At 40.9% G+C, this 15,569-nt stretch carries 15 protein-coding genes; 6 read left to right on the top strand and 9 right to left on the bottom strand.

Going from position 1 to position 15,569, the window contains the following annotated elements; all coding sequences use genetic code 11:
• The first annotated feature begins 2 nt into the window (after window positions 1-2).
• Together HMPREF9010_RS08165 and HMPREF9010_RS08160 are read left to right on the top strand one after the other, a co-directional pair.
• A complete protein-coding gene (locus tag HMPREF9010_RS08165) occupies window positions 3-1,415 on the top strand; it encodes a hypothetical protein (protein ID WP_004307919.1) in 1,413 nt (470 codons plus the stop codon).
• Window positions 1,416-1,425: 10 nt separating this feature from the next.
• Window positions 1,426-2,979: a hypothetical protein gene (locus HMPREF9010_RS08160; protein ID WP_032852827.1), complete on the top strand. Its 1,554-nt coding sequence runs from the start codon at window positions 1,426-1,428 to the stop codon at window positions 2,977-2,979.
• 105 nt (window positions 2,980-3,084) lie between these two features.
• Here the strand turns inward: HMPREF9010_RS08160 and pyrH are convergent, their stop codons facing one another.
• Window positions 3,085-3,795 (bottom strand): UMP kinase, encoded by a 711-nt coding sequence (gene pyrH / locus HMPREF9010_RS08155; RefSeq protein WP_004306551.1) that lies wholly within the window; start codon window positions 3,793-3,795, stop codon window positions 3,085-3,087.
• 54 nt (window positions 3,796-3,849) lie between these two features.
• Window positions 3,850-5,178: an MATE family efflux transporter gene (locus HMPREF9010_RS08150; protein WP_008650081.1), complete on the bottom strand. Its 1,329-nt coding sequence runs from the start codon at window positions 5,176-5,178 to the stop codon at window positions 3,850-3,852.
• Between the two features lie 112 nt (window positions 5,179-5,290).
• Here HMPREF9010_RS08150 and HMPREF9010_RS08145 point away from each other — a divergent pair, with 112 nt between their 5' ends.
• Window positions 5,291-5,974: a tetratricopeptide repeat protein gene (locus HMPREF9010_RS08145; RefSeq protein WP_004306554.1), complete on the top strand. Its 684-nt coding sequence runs from the start codon at window positions 5,291-5,293 to the stop codon at window positions 5,972-5,974.
• 34 nt (window positions 5,975-6,008) lie between these two features.
• Here the strand turns inward: HMPREF9010_RS08145 and HMPREF9010_RS08140 are convergent, their stop codons facing one another.
• The 4 genes from HMPREF9010_RS08140 to HMPREF9010_RS08125 form a co-directional block, all read right to left on the bottom strand.
• Window positions 6,009-7,301, bottom strand: a complete 1,293-nt coding sequence (locus HMPREF9010_RS08140) for a zinc-dependent metalloproteinase lipoprotein (RefSeq protein WP_008650082.1) — start codon at window positions 7,299-7,301, stop codon at window positions 6,009-6,011.
• A 66-nt stretch (window positions 7,302-7,367) separates the two neighbouring features.
• Window positions 7,368-8,126: a biotin--[acetyl-CoA-carboxylase] ligase gene (locus HMPREF9010_RS08135; RefSeq protein WP_004306558.1), complete on the bottom strand. Its 759-nt coding sequence runs from the start codon at window positions 8,124-8,126 to the stop codon at window positions 7,368-7,370.
• Window positions 8,110-8,466 carry an MmcQ/YjbR family DNA-binding protein gene (locus tag HMPREF9010_RS08130; protein ID WP_004306560.1) on the bottom strand — a complete coding sequence of 119 codons (357 nt, stop codon included), beginning with the start codon at window positions 8,464-8,466 and terminating at the stop codon, window positions 8,110-8,112. Before HMPREF9010_RS08130 ends, HMPREF9010_RS08135 begins: the two co-directional genes overlap by 17 nt.
• A 114-nt stretch (window positions 8,467-8,580) precedes the next feature.
• Window positions 8,581-8,946: a YraN family protein gene (locus HMPREF9010_RS08125; RefSeq protein ID WP_004299213.1), complete on the bottom strand. Its 366-nt coding sequence runs from the start codon at window positions 8,944-8,946 to the stop codon at window positions 8,581-8,583.
• 67 nt (window positions 8,947-9,013) lie between these two features.
• Here HMPREF9010_RS08125 and HMPREF9010_RS08120 point away from each other — a divergent pair, with 67 nt between their 5' ends.
• Together HMPREF9010_RS08120 and HMPREF9010_RS08115 are read left to right on the top strand one after the other, a co-directional pair.
• Window positions 9,014-9,247, top strand: coding sequence for a hypothetical protein (locus tag HMPREF9010_RS08120; RefSeq protein WP_004299215.1), 234 nt, complete (start codon window positions 9,014-9,016; stop codon window positions 9,245-9,247).
• Between the two features lie 40 nt (window positions 9,248-9,287).
• On the top strand, window positions 9,288-9,725 hold the full coding sequence (locus tag HMPREF9010_RS08115) for a nucleoside deaminase (protein WP_004299216.1): 438 nt from the start codon (window positions 9,288-9,290) through the stop codon (window positions 9,723-9,725).
• A 15-nt stretch (window positions 9,726-9,740) separates the two neighbouring features.
• On the opposite strand, the gene HMPREF9010_RS08110 is transcribed toward HMPREF9010_RS08115, so the two are convergent.
• The 3 genes from HMPREF9010_RS08110 to HMPREF9010_RS08100 all read right to left on the bottom strand — a co-directional run bounded on the left by HMPREF9010_RS08110 (window position 9,741) and on the right by HMPREF9010_RS08100 (window position 11,503).
• On the bottom strand, window positions 9,741-10,031 hold the full coding sequence (locus tag HMPREF9010_RS08110) for a DUF4834 family protein (protein WP_004306562.1): 291 nt from the start codon (window positions 10,029-10,031) through the stop codon (window positions 9,741-9,743).
• Window positions 10,032-10,098: 67 nt separating this feature from the next.
• Entirely contained in the window at window positions 10,099-10,806 is a 708-nt protein-coding gene (pssA, locus tag HMPREF9010_RS08105) for a CDP-diacylglycerol--serine O-phosphatidyltransferase (protein ID WP_004306563.1), read from the bottom strand.
• Window positions 10,807-10,816: 10 nt separating this feature from the next.
• The gene (locus tag HMPREF9010_RS08100; protein ID WP_004299219.1) at window positions 10,817-11,503 is read right to left on the bottom strand and encodes a phosphatidylserine decarboxylase family protein; all 687 of its coding nucleotides are present in this window, start codon (window positions 11,501-11,503) and stop codon (window positions 10,817-10,819) included.
• 161 nt (window positions 11,504-11,664) lie between these two features.
• Here HMPREF9010_RS08100 and dnaE point away from each other — a divergent pair, with 161 nt between their 5' ends.
• Entirely contained in the window at window positions 11,665-15,471 is a 3,807-nt protein-coding gene (gene dnaE, locus HMPREF9010_RS08095) for a DNA polymerase III subunit alpha (protein WP_008650090.1), read from the top strand.
• Window positions 15,472-15,569 lie beyond the last annotated feature (98 nt).

Consider the following 15,569-nt stretch of genomic DNA (forward strand, 5'->3'; position numbering starts at 1 on the left):
AGATGAAAAATAGTATAGTTATATTGTTTTTACTGCTGTTATCCCAGTTGGGTTATGGGCAGGGACGTACATTTAAGGTCACTGCCCGTCCGTGGGTGAAAGGACAGAAAGATCTTCCATGGAAGGAGTATGATACCCGTACCATTGCTCAATTGGATGGTTTTAAAGCTACTGATAAAGTGCATGTAAATGAGTATGGAAGTGATTGGGATGCTCCGAAACACCGGGCTACTGGATTTTTTAGAGTAGAACGTATTGGAAATCGTTGGTGGATGATTGATCCCGACGGATATCGGCATTTGCAGAAAGTGGTGGTTGGAGTACGTTTGGGGACTTCCGAACGCAATAAACAAGCGATGCTGGACAAATTTGGTACGGAAGAAAAATGGATCGAAAGAACAGCACAGATGATTCATTCACTGGGCTTTTCCGGTACGGGCTCTTGGAGTAACGAAGAGGCGATTGCTTCTTACAATGCATCCCACAAGGAGGTCTTGACCCGCTCAATCATTCTTAACCTGATGAGCGGATACGGAAAGAAACGGGGAGGAACTTATCAGTTGCCTGGTAACACGGGATACCCTAATCAGTGTATTTTCGTTTTTGATCCGGAATTCGAAACTTATTGCGATGAGATGGCACAAAAACTGGTTGCGAATAAAATGGATAAAAACATCATTGGTTATTTTTCGGATAATGAACTTCCGTTCGGACCCAAGAATCTGGAAGGCTATCTGACTTTACAGAACCCTGGTGATCCGGGAAGAGTGTATGCGGAATCCTGGTTGAAAAAGCAGGGAATTACTTCGCAACAAATAACCGATGAGCACCGGGAGGAGTTTGCAGGGGTGGTAGCTGAACGATATTATAAAGTGGTATCGGAAGCGATTCGGAAGTATGATCCCAATCATCTCTATCTGGGTAGTCGTTTACATGGAAAACCGAAGTTTATCCGCCAGATTGTGGAAGCGGCAGGCAGGTATTGTGATGTCGTTGCAATTAACTACTATGGAGCGTGGACGCCGAGTGAGAAGACCATGAAACATTGGGGAGAATGGGCTCAAAAACCTTTCATCATTACGGAATTTTATACGAAAGGAATGGATTCCGGACTGGCGAATACGACAGGAGCAGGTTTTACCGTTCAAACTCAACAGGAACGTGGATATGCCTATCAGCATTTTGTTTTAGGATTATTGGAAAGTGGAAATTGTGTCGGATGGCACTGGTTCCGTTATCAGGATAATGACCCGACGGCAAAAGGAGCAGATCCTTCGAATTTGGACTCTAACAAGGGACTGATAGATAATGAATACAATCTTTATAAACCGTTGGCCGATGCTATGAAAGAATTGAATATCAATGCCTATCGTTTAGCCGACTGGTTCGATCAACAATCAAATAACAATCAATAAAATACACACCATGAAAAAAATATTTATACTGGGAGCTTTACTGTTTATAACTTCTATTCCTATGGTTTCTTGTACGGATGATGATGATAAGGACCCTAATTTTATGCCTCCTGATATAGTGATGGGTGGGGAAGATGTGGAGTCGGAATACCCGGAAGATTTACCCGTTCCTGGAGCCTCTGTGGTATATGCTCCGTCATTAAATGCCAATATGTATCGCCCTATCAGTGTCAAGTATTCCAGTGCTTATCCTCCCATATCCAGTTGGACAACGGGGAATACACGTATTATTGCTTATATGGATGGATATAAACCGGCTATTAAGACATTGAAAGCGTATCAGGAGTCGGTGAATAAATATGGAAGTTCGACAACGCTTCCGAAACAAGCAGCTACGGGCAGGTTTTATACGAAGAAGATAGATGGACGTTGGTGGTTGGTTGATCCGGAAGGCTGCCTGCATCTTGAACGTAGTGCAACTTCTTTGCGCAAAGGAACTTCCAGTCGTAATAAAACAGCCTGGAATAATAGGTTTGGAACTGATGAGAAGTGGCTGTCCACTACTCAACGTGAATTGAGTGAGATCGGTTTTCATGGTACAGGTGCATTCTGTACGGGAACGTACTCGTTGATTCAGACTCATAATGCTTCCAATCCAAGCAGTCCGTTGACTTTGGCACCTTCATTTGCTTTTCTAAGCCAGTTCAAGAGTGCGAAGTCTTATAATTATCCCGGAGGAAGCGATGATAATGCTGCAGGTCTTGTGTTTTATAATGGATGGGCCGAATGGTGTGATTCATATTTGGCAGGTAGTGCTTTCGCAGATTATTTGCGTGATCCTAATGTCTTGGGGTTCTTTTCGGATAATGAGATAAACTTCTCTTCAAACAGTTCCCGGATTTTGGATCGTTTCCTGGCTATCAACAGTTCGAATGATCCGGCTTATGTTGCGGCAAAAGGCTTTATGGATTCCAAGGGCGTGCAAAGTGTGACGGATGCCTTGAATAATGAGTTTGCAGGTATCGTAGCAGAGAAATATTATAAAGCAGTGAAAGAGGCAGTGATGAAAGTAGATGATAAGCTGCTTTATCTGGGGACTCGATTGCATGGAACTCCTAAATATATGGAGGGAGTGATGAGAGCTGCCGGAAAATATTGTGATGTCATTTCTATCAACTATTATAGCCGTTGGAGTCCCGAACTGACAACAGCGATTGCAGACTGGGCAAGTTGGGCGGATAAGCCGTTTCTTGTAAGTGAGTTTTATACGAAAGGGGTGGAGGATTCCGATCTGAATAACCAGTCGGGAGCCGGGTATTCTGTTCCTACACAAAATGAGAGGGCTTATGCTTATCAGCATTTTACATTAGGATTGCTTGAGGCTAAGAATTGTATCGGATGGCATTGGTTTAAATATCAGGATGATGATGGTACGGATAATTCGTCGAAACCTGCCAATAAGGGTCTTTATGATAACTCTTATCAGTTGTTTCCTTATTTATCTTTCTTTGCCCGCGAATTGAATTTTAATGCGTATGATTTGATCCAGTATTTTGATAAATAGGTATTCGTTTCGATATAATATTTGAAAAGAAAGACAAAGTGCGAATTTCGCTGTATAGCTTTGATAAAAACTACTATTGCAAAATTCGCACTTTTTATTTTCTGATTAGTTGTGTACTAACGTACCTATCTCTTCTCCGCTGATTACTTTCTTTAAGTTACCTACTGTGTCCATATCAAATACGACGATAGGCAGGTTATTTTCTTTGCACATACAAGTCGCAGTTAAATCCATAACTTTCAGACCACGTTTCAACACTTCATCATACGTAATATCATCGAATTTGGTTGCGGTAGGATCTTTTTCAGGATCAGCTGTGTAAATGCCATCTACGCGAGTACCTTTCAGCATAACGTCTGCTTCGATTTCTATTCCTCTAAGTGAAGAACCGGTATCTGTAGTAAAGAAAGGATTTCCTGTTCCTGCAGACATGATGACCACTTCACCGTTTTCCATACATTCGATGGCTTTCCATTTACTGTAGAATTCACCGATAGGTTCCATCCGTACTGCTGTCAATACACGTGCTTTTACACCGGTAGCCACAAGAGCAGAACTTAGAGCGAGGCTATTGATAACGGTAGCCAACATTCCCATTTGGTCACCTTTCACACGGTCAAAACCTTTATTGGCTCCGCTTAATCCGCGGAATATATTACCTCCTCCGATGACGATACCAATCTGTACCCCTTGTTCGTGGATTTCTTTGATTTGTTGAGCATATTCTGCCAGTCTTTTTTCGTCAATGCCGTATTGCTTTTCGCCCATCAAGCTCTCTCCACTGAGCTTTAGTAAGATTCTTTTATACTTTGCCATACCTTTTGCTTTTTATTGTTTGCCGCAAATATAGAGATAATTTATCGGATAGCCTCACTGGGATGCGATTACTTTTTTCATTATTTGCCTTCCCAAAAAGGTTTGTACAACTCCTCGCAGGGAAAGATAAATGAGAAAAGCCAGCCACAGGGCGTGATTTCCCAGGAGAGGATGGAAAGCGTAATATACTCCGAAGAAGCTGGCGGAAGCGACTAACATGGAGTAAAGCATCTGACGGGTAGCGGTGGCACCAATAAATACTCCATCCCACAGGAAAGCAGAAAAGCCAGCTAGCGGAATGATAAGTGCCCAGTAAAAATAAGTGTCTGAAGCGTTGATTACTGAAGTGTCATTGGTTAGTAGGCCAAGAAATTCTTTTCCACCGATTGCATAAAGGATGGTGAATATCAATGAAAGACCCAATCCCCAATAGAAAAGGTGATGTACTGTGTTGCGTAAGGCTGTTTGATTCTTGGCACCTATGTAACGGCCGGCCAGTGCTTCACCGGCATAAGCAAATCCGTCCATGATGTAAGAAAACAGAGTGAATAGTTGCATGAGCAAGGTGTTTACGGCTAATACAATTTCTCCTTGGGCGGCTCCTGCAGAGGTGAAAAACATGGTGACTACAACCAGGCAAAGGGTACGGAAGAAGATGTCCCGGTTGACTTGGAAGAAACGGTACATGGCTTGTTTCTGTATAATTTCTTTCCATACGATCCGCTTTCTTAGTGCACTATAATAGCGCATATATAGCAATATGGCCATGAAGAAACCTGCATATTGGGCTATTAAAGTTCCTGTTGCCACTCCTGCCACTTTCATATCCAGCAAGTAGACAAAGGATAGGCTGGCTACAATATTGACAATGTTTTGAGTAATAGCGATATACATGGGAAAGCGTGAATTCTGCATTCCGATAAACCAACCGGCGAATCCATAAAGTCCTAATGTGGCGGGAGCTCCCCAGATACAGATATAGAAATAAGTAGTTGCCAGTTGCTCGACTTCCGGTGTGGTTTGTATCAGAGTGAATGCCAATTTCAGGATGGGGTATTGGAGTATCAACAGGCAAAGAGCTATAAACAATCCTACGCCAACGGAACGTAACAGTAACCGGGTGATTTCATTTAGATTATGCTGCCCATACGCTTGTGAGGTCATGCCACTCGTCCCCATGCGTAGGAATCCGAAAATCCAATAGATAATATTAAACAACATTCCCCCTACAGCGATGGCTCCAATGTAGGCCGGAGAACCGAGGTGTCCTACGATGGTAACATCGATAAGTCCCAGTAGCGGGACGGTAATATTTGATATAATCGATGGTATGGCTATCCGTAATATTCGTCTGTTTTCGGAGGATTGTTTTTTATCTATCATTTTATAGAAACACTTTTATCAAATTGATTGTTCTTTTCGTCCACAAAGGTACATTTTTTATTTTTTTGTTGTATCTTTGTGAATCACGAACTAAATAGCAATCGGATGGATTATGAGGACCTTAACTATTTTTCTTATCTCTTTATTCTCACTGCCGCTGGCGCTGAATGCACAGTCGGTTGATGAGATGTTGCAGAAAGTATCTGCCGCCATTGAGGCTGGGCAGAATGGACAGGCTGTGAGCTATTTCCGACAGACTATTCCTCTGAATATAGACCGTACGGAAATGTATTATTGGACGAATGTGGACAAGAATAGTGAAATTAGCTCCAAACTGGCTACTGAATTAGCTCTCGCCTATAAAAAGAAACGGAATTACGACAAAGCTTATTTGTTCTACAAAGAGTTGCTGCAAAAGGACCCAAATAATGTAGATTGTTTGGAAACATGTGCGGAAATGCAAGTGTGCCGCGGACAAGAAAAAGACGCTTTGCGTATGTACGAAAAAATATTGCAACTCGATGCGGATAATCTGGCTGCTAATATCTTTTTAGGAAACTATTATTATTTGATGGCAGAGCAGGAGAAGAAAAAGTTAGAAACGGATTACAAAAAACTTCCTTCTCCCACTAAAATGCAGTATGCCCGCTATCGGGATGGATTATCGAAGTTGTTTACTACCCGGTATGAGAAAGCGCGTAACTCTTTACAGAAAGTTGTTCTACGTTTTCCATCGACAGAAGCTCAAAAGACATTGGATAAGATATTGAGAATAGAAAAAGAGGTGAATCGCTAGGTGGTTCACCTCTTTTTCTATTATATTCAATTTGTTATTTTATAGTTCGTATTGGTAAATCCAAGGGACCTTCATTAAGTGCTCGGGTATCAATGTCTCCTTTCTTCGGTCCAGGTATCAGTGGACTATAGGATAAGACATGTCTGATACGTTCACGTTGATTTTGAGTGAATTGATTTGAGTGGCTAATAGCATAATCCATGATATTATAAGAGATAAACTCTATACCATCACATCCTGTTCGTTTTACCAAATTTTCAAATGTGTATTTTGCTCTCTCATTTTCATATATGTAATCACAATTACTATCATACTCTTGTTTATTATAGCTTTTAGTATCTTTGCAATAATCTGTATCTTCACACGTACCATTATTTGTTTCGGCAAAGACATGATGCAGTCCCAGGTAATGTCCTAATTCATGAGCTAGCGTGACAGTAACGTCTGCTGTGTTATATTTTGTTGAAGTAGATTCTTCATTAATATATAGGCTATTAATAGAGACACATAGTGGGAATTGTAAATTTGCTAATGTTAGATGAGAGTAGTCTGTTTCACCAAGCCCTTCTAAATAATGCTTGCCTTTAGTAGAAAAAGGAATATGGGAGATACCTAATGTTACTGAATTTGAATTAGGTTCGGTTGCAAAATTATAAACCATAATATTGATATATGAGTTTGGATCCCATAAGTATTTTACATATTCTCCCGAATTATCCTCCATGAAAGCTTCACAGTCGATAGGGTATGATTCTGGCCATTGGATATATTCTACACCAGGATTGGGTAATGTTTCTCCATTTTTATCTGTTGTTGCCAATGTAAAAGTGAGATTCATATCTACACTGTTATTCTTGCTTTTATACAGACTGTTCACTTTGTCTAGTATATGGGATAAACGGCTTGAATTTACTTTCTGTAGAGAATTTCTATCTTCTTTATACAATACATGAAAGATTACAGGGATTTTATAATGATATTCTTCAGCTGTATTGATAGAGCCATTTTGGATGATTTGAACAGTTTTGTTAACCTTATGACTTATAATAGTGACAGTTGCTGTTCTGGAATTGGATTCCAGATTTGCATTAATAGATAAGATTAACTTTCCATCGTTCTCTCCTTTTTGTGTATTAGGAATACACCATTGTTTATTACTTGTTACAGTCCATGAAGAACTGCATGTAATATCTATCGTTAATGATTCACCGCTTGCGCTGATGTTATCAAACTTCGATTCTGATATATTCAATGTTGCAGAATCTGAATCATCGCATCCTATTAATATCCATAATAATGAAAGGAGGAAAATTAGTTTTGTTTTCATAAATGAAAGAGTTTTATATAAAAACGCACGTTCCAAAGATAATGTTTTGATCTGGAATAGGATAGCTTATTTCAGTAAATATTCTACTTCCTTAAACATATAGTCTCTTTTCATCAGCATCTCGTCTTCTAAAATTAATCTTCCTTCAGGTTCTACACAAACGATTCGTGCAAGAAATTCTCCATTGGCATCTTTATATCGATGAATTCCTTCCCTTCTGAAAAGAGACTTTTCATATTGACAGGCTATTGATGTCGTATCGCCTTTTTTGAGCAAGCTATAATAAGATTGGATACGTAGCATGATATTTTTCAGTATTTCGAATAGATCATGCTCTTTTCCTGTGATTTGTACTAGTGAAACGGGGTTAGGAGCAGAACTGTGAAATATCTCCTGATTAATATTAATTCCGATGCCTGCAATACTTTGACTGATGTTCCGCCCCATCAGATCGTTTTCTATCAACATCCCGCATATTTTCTTTTCTTTCCAATAAATATCGTTCGGCCATTTGATAGAGATATCGGTGGTATAAGTATCTAATTCTTCTTTAATGGCTAAAGAGATGACCTGTGAAATGAGAAACTGACGTCGTGCTTCCAAAAACTCAGGGAAGATAACGGTGCTGAAAAGAAGATTCTTGCCAGGATCTGATTCCCAAGAATTGCCACGTTGTCCCCGACCGGAAGTTTGAAAATCGGCGACAACGACAGTTAGTTCTTCCATTTTCTGTTTAGAACAGAGAGATTGCAGATAATTGTTGGTAGAATTAGTCTCGTTGATATGAATCAATGGAACCGGGAATATATCAGGGAAGGGCATCATATTCTGCACGTAACTTTTTAGTAAATTTTTTGATTACCTCATTATAAGAGTGATCGATAAGCTCTTTCATCAATTTATCGTCTATGTCACTATCAAAGCGGACACTATTCCAGTACTTTTTATTAAAATGATAAGCCCCTTCAATTCCCGAATAATGTTCACGCAGTTCGATTGCTTTCTCCGGGTCACATTTTAGCGCGATGTGATTAGCTTCTTCCAGGTCAATGAGAGCAAACATCTTGTTCATTACCTTTATAACCAGTGATACATCATCGAAAGGGAAAGATTCGGTGACTCCTCTCTTGCTTAAGCAGTATTCTCTGATAGTTTCTACATTCATAATGAATTAATAATTATAGTATGTTTTCATAATTGGTTATATCATAATTTTAAGCGCAGATTGCACGCATTTCACGGCTCTTATAATGATGAATATGTAAAGCCAAAGCATTCTTTAATATAAAGGAGGATAAAACGCTTCCTCTATGTGTTCAACCTTGAAATGCCCGTCGTTGCCTACTACAGTAATGATATCAAAGCGTACAGGAGAGTCAATCTGAAACAATCTGATATAGGTATCCGCTGCGCGTACCGTACGTCTTATTTTAGGTAAATCAACAGCATCTTCCGGCTCTGCAAATAGGGTATTACTGCGAGTTTTCACTTCTACTACAATCAGTTCATTATCCTTTGCTGCTACAATGTCCAGTTCGAAATGTCCTTTTCTCCAGTTCCGGTCACGGATGAGATACCCCTTCTGTTCAAGATAAGCTACGGCGGCATTTTCTCCGGCTTTTCCTAAATCATTATGTTTAGCCATCTTTTTTTGCAAATTTACTGCTTTTATTCTTTGTATTTACAGAAGTAAAAGTAATTTTGCAGAAGATATGAGAAAAAGGAGTAAGAAGTGCCTGAAAATGCATGTCGAGTGTACCAAAAGGGAACGACGGATGAGCATTTTATTGAGCGACGAAGAACAGCTGATTGTAGATCGTTATCTTGAGAAATATAAGATAACGAACAAGTCACGTTGGCTTCGTGAAACGATTCTCATGTTTATTCATAAGAATATGGAAGAAGATTATCCAACCCTTTTTGGTGAACACGACATGAGACGATAGGGGGATAATAAAAATAATAGATTCAAAATTAAAGGGTGGAATGCTGGACGATATTTACTTCATGAAACAAGCTTTGATAGAGGCAGGAAAGGCTGCCGAGCGGGGGGAAGTTCCCGTTGGAGCTGTCGTGGTTTGTAAGGAGCGGATTATCGCACGTGCCCATAATCTCACAGAAACATTGAATGATGTAACGGCTCATGCCGAGATGCAGGCTATTACAGCTGCTGCCAATGTGCTTGGTGGCAAGTACTTGAACGAATGTACCCTGTATGTCACAGTTGAACCTTGCGTAATGTGTGCCGGAGCTATTGCTTGGGCACAGACTGGTAAGCTTGTATTTGGCGCCGAAGATGAAAAACGCGGCTATCAGAAATATGCCGGTTCGGCTCTACATCCTAAAACGGTGGTTGTAAAAGGGGTAATGGCTGACGAATGCGCTACATTAATGAAAGAGTTCTTTGCTGCGAAACGAAAATAAAAGCAGTATCCTGTTTTATTTGATTTCCTCAAAATCTACATATTCACCATCGTCCTGGGTGAATATTTTTTTATGTCTTTTCTCCGGAACATTCTCGGAATATATTTCCTCTTCATCATCATTTGAACGGCGATCTCTTTGGCCATAGTCCTGTTGGCTTGTACGTCCCGATTCCGTTTGTTTCGGGCGTGATGAAGAAGAACCACGTCCTAATCCGAAAATCGTTCTTAGTATGAAGCCGATAATAGAAAGGCCAAATACGAAAATGGCAATAATAAAAATGAGTATGAATAAAAGTATATGCATCGGGCTATGATTTTTATGTTGTTACTTCGATAAAACTCATAGTACAACAAACGTGCCAAGAGATTGTTTATTTACTTTTTCTTGTAAAAAGTGAAAGTAAAATATACCATACAATGATGGCGGCAAAGCTACTGATTCCAAGAAATATAAGAAGAGGAATGCAGATAATCAGGAATATAAAACTGATTTTGTTGTCATTCCATGACAGATTTTTAAATTTCAGCGAAAACATCGGTATTTCTGATACCAGCAGTCCGGAAAACAGACAGACAAGTATAAGAAGGTAGACAGGATGGCAGTTGTCTGATATCAGGAAGTCATGTGCACCCGCCACTAAAGAGCCCCAGAACAGAGCGTTGGCGGGAACCGGAAGTCCCACAAAAGAACTGGTCTGTCGCGTGTCATTATTGAATTTAGCCAGGCGCAATGCTGAAAAAACAGAAATCAAGAATGCCAAATAGGGTAGGTAAGGAGCGATGAACTCCATACTTGCCGGATAATACATTTCTTTGAACAGAGAGAATACGATCAGTGAAGGAGCAACTCCAAAACTGACATCATCTGCCAATGAGTCCAAGTCTTTTCCGATAATGGAATGTGCATTGAGCATACGAGCCAACAATCCGTCGAAGAAATCGAAAATGGAACTTAAAGCAATGAAAAGTAGAGCCAGCTCATATTTGGCTTCAAAAGCCATGACGCAGGCAATACAACCGGAGAAAAGGTTCAGGCAGGTTACGGTATTCGGAATACTGTTTTTAATAACGTTTGTCATTGTGACAGAATTATTTAAGTTTGGCGATAACCGTTTGGTTACCAGTCGTTAATTGTCCCATGCTGACACATACTTCTGTGCCAATGGGTAAATACACATCCACACGGGAACCGAATTTGATAAATCCCATGTGTTCGTCAATATAACATTCTTCTCCTACTTCAGCGTAGGTGACAATACGGCGTGCCACTGCTCCGGCAATTTGCCGGGTGAGTACTTCCACTCCTTCCGGAGTTTCGATTACTACCGTAGAACGTTCGTTTTCTGTGCTGGCTTTCGGCAGCCATGCTTTCATGAAGTTTCCATTATGATGTGCTACCTTTTTAATGGTACCGTCCACCGGATACCAGTTGGCATGTACATTCACAATGCTCATGAAGATGGATATCATTAACCGGCGGTCATGGAAATATTCGTTTTCATCGACTTCCTCGATAACGACGATTTTTCCATCGGCGGGTGCTACGACAATCTTTTCAGTGTCCTGTCCGAAGAGACGGATCGGACATCGAAAGAAATTCACCATCAGCAGATAGACTGCTATACTCGCTACTGCTACCACATAAAATGGTATTTTGCAATCGATCCCCCAATAAAGAGCCGCATTAATCAATAGCAATAGCAAGAAGCTAGCCCATAATATATGTGTTCCTTCGCGGTGAATACGTATTTTCTTCAATTTCTTTAGTCGGCCCATGAATGCTGTTTAATGATATTGTCTGCAAAAATATACTTAATTTAAAAATTCAGCAAGTAAATGAGCATAGAAATGCGAATGTTGATAACTTTTTGAGGATTATTTTTGTTTATAACCCGGGAGGTAGTAATTTTATGCCTTCAAATTAACTACTTATCATTATGCAGGATTTCGTTCATTTACATGTCCATACTCAATATTCTTTGTTGGATGGTCAGGCTAGCGTAGCTCGTCTGGTTGATAAAGCTATGAAGAATGGGATGAAGGGTATAGCCGTGACCGATCATGGAAATATGTTCGGTATCAAGGAATTTACGAACTACGTCAATAAGAAGAACAGCGGTCCGAAAGGTGAAGTCAAGGACCTGAAGAAGCGAATTGCAGGAATTGAGGCCGGCACGATAGAGTGCGAGGATAAAGAGGCGGAGATTGCTGCTTGCAAAGCTAAGATCGTGGAAGCGGAAAACAAACTATTCAAACCGATCATCGGTTGTGAAATGTATGTGGCACGCCGTACCATGGACCTGAAAGAAGGCAAGCCCGACCAGAGTGGTTATCACCTGATCGTATTGGCTAAGAATGAAACTGGTTATCACAACCTTATTAAATTAGTATCGCACGCGTGGACGCGCGGTTATTATATGCGTCCGCGTACTGACCGTAGCGAACTCGAAAAATATCACGAAGGACTTATTATTTGTTCAGCCTGTCTCGGTGGTGAGGTGCCGAAGCGGATTACTGCCGGGCAATTTGCCGAAGCGGAGGAAGCAATACAATGGTATAAGAACTTGTTTGGCGATGACTACTATCTGGAGTTACAACGCCATAAAGCGACTGTTCCCCGTGCCAATCATGAGTGTTATCCGTTGCAGGTGAATGTGAACAAACATTTGATAGAGTATGCTAAGAAATTCAATGTCAAACTGATTTGTACGAATGACGTTCACTTTGTAGACGAAGAGAATGCGGAAGCGCACGACCGTTTGATCTGTTTGAGTACCGGTAAGGATTTGGATGATCCTACCCGTATGCTTTATACCAAACAGGAATGGATGAAGACACGCGAAGAGATGAACGAACTCTTTGCCGACGTGCCCGAAGCATTGAGCAATACACTGGAGATTCTTGATAAGGTAGAATACTACTCCATCGACCATGCGCCTATTATGCCGACTTTCGCCATTCCCGAAGATTTCGGAACAGAGGAGGGGTATCGGGAGAAGTTTACAGAAAAAGACTTGTTCGACGAGTTTACTCAAGATGAACATGGTAATGTGGTATTAAGTGAAGAGGATGCGAAAGCAAAAATTAAACGCTTGGGTGGTTATGATAAACTTTATCGTATAAAACTTGAAGGAGATTATTTGGCAAAACTGGCTTTTGACGGAGCTAAAAGAATTTATGGTGAACCTCTAACGGAAGAAGTCAAAGAACGAATGAACTTCGAATTGTACATCATGAAAACGATGGGTTTCCCCGGATACTTCTTGATTGTACAGGACTTTATCAATGCGGCACGTAAGGAACTGGGTGTGTCGGTGGGTCCGGGACGTGGTTCGGCAGCAGGTTCAGCAGTGGCTTATTGTTTGGGTATTACGAAGATAGACCCTATCCAATATGATTTGCTGTTTGAACGTTTCTTGAATCCAGACCGTATTTCCTTGCCCGATATTGATGTGGACTTTGATGATGACGGTCGTGGTGAGGTACTTCGTTGGGTGACAAATAAATATGGTCAGGAAAAAGTTGCTCATATTATTACGTATGGTACTATGGCGACAAAGATGGCTATCAAGGATGTCGCGCGTGTACAAAAGCTACCTTTGTCAGAATCCGATCGTTTGTGTAAACTGGTTCCTGACAAGATTCCTGACAAGAAACTTAATTTGCCGAATGCCATTGCTTATGTTCCCGAATTGCAAGCAGCGGAAGCGTCATCTGATCCTCTATTGCGGGATACGATCAAGTATGCCAAAATGCTTGAAGGCAACGTGCGTGGTACAGGTGTACATGCTTGCGGTACGATTATTTGCCGTGATGATATTACTGACTGGGTACCTGTCAGCACTGCTGATGATAAGGAAACGGGCGAAAAGATGCTTGTTACCCAGTATGAAGGCTCGGTGATTGAAGATACTGGGTTGATTAAGATGGACTTCCTCGGTCTGAAAACTTTGTCTATCATCAAAGAAGCTGTTGAAAATATCCGTTTAAGTCGTAATGTTGAAGTGGATGTCGATGCGATAGATATTTCTGATCCGGCTACTTATAAATTATATAGTGACGGACGTACGATTGGTACATTCCAGTTTGAATCTGCTGGTATGCAGAAGTACCTGCGCGAATTGCAGCCTTCTACATTCGAAGATTTGATTGCCATGAATGCCCTTTATCGTCCGGGACCGATGGATTATATCCCTGATTTTATTGATCGTAAACATGGACGCAAGCCGATTGAGTATGATATTCCTGTAATGGAAAAGTACTTGAAGGATACGTATGGGATTACGGTCTATCAGGAACAGGTGATGCTTCTGTCACGTTTATTGGCAGACTTTACTCGTGGTGAGTCTGATGCACTCCGTAAGGCCATGGGTAAGAAGTTGCGTGACAAGTTGGATCACATGAAACCTAAGTTTATTGAAGGCGGACGAAAGAATGGACATGACCCGAAAGTGCTTGAGAAGATTTGGACAGACTGGGAAAAATTCGCGTCTTATGCTTTCAATAAATCACATGCTACTTGTTATTCGTGGGTGGCTTACCAAACAGCCTATCTGAAAGCCAATTACCCTCCTGAATATATGGCTGCTGTGATGAGCCGAAGCTTGTCGAACATTACTGATATCACGAAACTGATGGACGAATGTAAAGCAATGGGTATTCAGACGCTGGGACCGGATGTGAATGAAAGTAACCTGAAGTTTACCGTAAACCATGACGGTGATATTCGTTTCGGACTTGGTGCTGTCAAAGGTGTAGGTGAAGCTGCTGTACAAAGCATAATGGAGGAACGGCGTAAGAATGGTCCTTTTCTCGGTATATTCGACTTTGTGCAACGTGTCAACCTGAATGCCTGCAACAAAAAGAATATGGAATGTCTGGCATTAGCCGGAGGGTTTGATAGTTTTCCTGAACTGAAACGGGAACAATATTTTGCTGTAAATTCTAAAGGTGAGGTATTTCTGGAAACATTGATGCGTTATGGTAACCGCTATCAGGCAGATAAGGCAGCTGCTGTCAATTCTTTGTTCGGTGGTGAAAACGTTATTGATGTTGCAACTCCTGAAATTCCTCAAGGTGTAGAACGTTGGAGTGATCTTGATCGTCTGAATCGTGAGCGTGATTTGGTCGGTATCTATCTTTCTGCTCATCCGTTGGATGAATTTTCTATCGTATTGGAACATGTCTGCAATACACGGATGGCGGATTTGGAAGATAAAGCTGCACTTGTTGGTCGTGAAATAACGATGGGAGGAATTGTGACCAGTGTTCGTCGTGGAGTTAGCAAGAACGGAAATCCGTATGGTATTGCCAAGATTGAGGACTATTCCGGTTCTACCGAGATTCCATTCTGGGGAAACGACTGGGTGACTTATCAGGGATATCTCAATGAAGGAACGTTCTTGTATATCAAGGCTCGCTGTCAAGCCAAACAATGGCGGCAGGATGAATTGGAAGTGAAAATCACCTCTATGGAGCTTCTTCCCGATGTGAAAGAAGAACTGGTGCAGAAGATCACGATTATCATTCCTCTGTCGGTCTTGAACTCGGCTTTGGTTACTGAACTTGCCACTCTGACTAAGGAACATCCGGGAAATACGGAATTGTATTTTAAAGTGACGGATGATGCCGATGTAAGCCACATGTCAATTGATTTGATTTCCCGTCCGATTAAGCTTTCGGTGGGGCGGGATTTAATAACATATTTAAAGGAACGTCCGGAACTGGGATTTCATATAAATTGATTATTGGTGATTTATGGCGTTTTGAAATAAGAATTTTGCTTTGTCTATTTCTTTATGGAACAAAGATAAGGAGGTTAATTTAAAATTTAGAAAAATAA

Origin of the sequence: Bacteroides sp. 3_1_23, from assembly GCF_000162555.1 — a bacterium.
In the GTDB taxonomy this organism is placed as follows: Bacteria; Bacteroidota; Bacteroidia; order Bacteroidales; family Bacteroidaceae; genus Bacteroides; species Bacteroides ovatus.

What these genes read in the sequence shown, in the direction of transcription:
- HMPREF9010_RS08110 (WP_004306562.1), bottom strand. Translation starts at nt 10,031, where the DNA reads ATGCATATACTTTTATTCATACTCATTTTTATTATTGCCATTTTCGTA.
- pssA (WP_004306563.1), bottom strand. Translation starts at nt 10,806, where the DNA reads ATGACAAACGTTATTAAAAACAGTATTCCGAATACCGTAACCTGCCTG.
- HMPREF9010_RS08135 (WP_004306558.1), bottom strand. Translation starts at nt 8,126, where the DNA reads ATGATGCCCTTCCCTGATATATTCCCGGTTCCATTGATTCATATCAAC.
- HMPREF9010_RS08150 (WP_008650081.1), bottom strand. Translation starts at nt 5,178, where the DNA reads ATGATAGATAAAAAACAATCCTCCGAAAACAGACGAATATTACGGATA.
- HMPREF9010_RS08120 (WP_004299215.1), top strand. Translation starts at nt 9,014, where the DNA reads ATGAGAAAAAGGAGTAAGAAGTGCCTGAAAATGCATGTCGAGTGTACC.
- HMPREF9010_RS08130 (WP_004306560.1), bottom strand. Translation starts at nt 8,466, where the DNA reads ATGAATGTAGAAACTATCAGAGAATACTGCTTAAGCAAGAGAGGAGTC.
- HMPREF9010_RS08160 (WP_032852827.1), top strand. Translation starts at nt 1,426, where the DNA reads ATGAAAAAAATATTTATACTGGGAGCTTTACTGTTTATAACTTCTATT.
- HMPREF9010_RS08165 (WP_004307919.1), top strand. Translation starts at nt 3, where the DNA reads ATGAAAAATAGTATAGTTATATTGTTTTTACTGCTGTTATCCCAGTTG.
- dnaE (WP_008650090.1), top strand. Translation starts at nt 11,665, where the DNA reads ATGCAGGATTTCGTTCATTTACATGTCCATACTCAATATTCTTTGTTG.
- HMPREF9010_RS08145 (WP_004306554.1), top strand. Translation starts at nt 5,291, where the DNA reads ATGAGGACCTTAACTATTTTTCTTATCTCTTTATTCTCACTGCCGCTG.
- HMPREF9010_RS08100 (WP_004299219.1), bottom strand. Translation starts at nt 11,503, where the DNA reads ATGGGCCGACTAAAGAAATTGAAGAAAATACGTATTCACCGCGAAGGA.
- HMPREF9010_RS08125 (WP_004299213.1), bottom strand. Translation starts at nt 8,946, where the DNA reads ATGGCTAAACATAATGATTTAGGAAAAGCCGGAGAAAATGCCGCCGTA.
- HMPREF9010_RS08115 (WP_004299216.1), top strand. Translation starts at nt 9,288, where the DNA reads ATGCTGGACGATATTTACTTCATGAAACAAGCTTTGATAGAGGCAGGA.
- HMPREF9010_RS08140 (WP_008650082.1), bottom strand. Translation starts at nt 7,301, where the DNA reads ATGAAAACAAAACTAATTTTCCTCCTTTCATTATTATGGATATTAATA.
- pyrH (WP_004306551.1), bottom strand. Translation starts at nt 3,795, where the DNA reads ATGGCAAAGTATAAAAGAATCTTACTAAAGCTCAGTGGAGAGAGCTTG.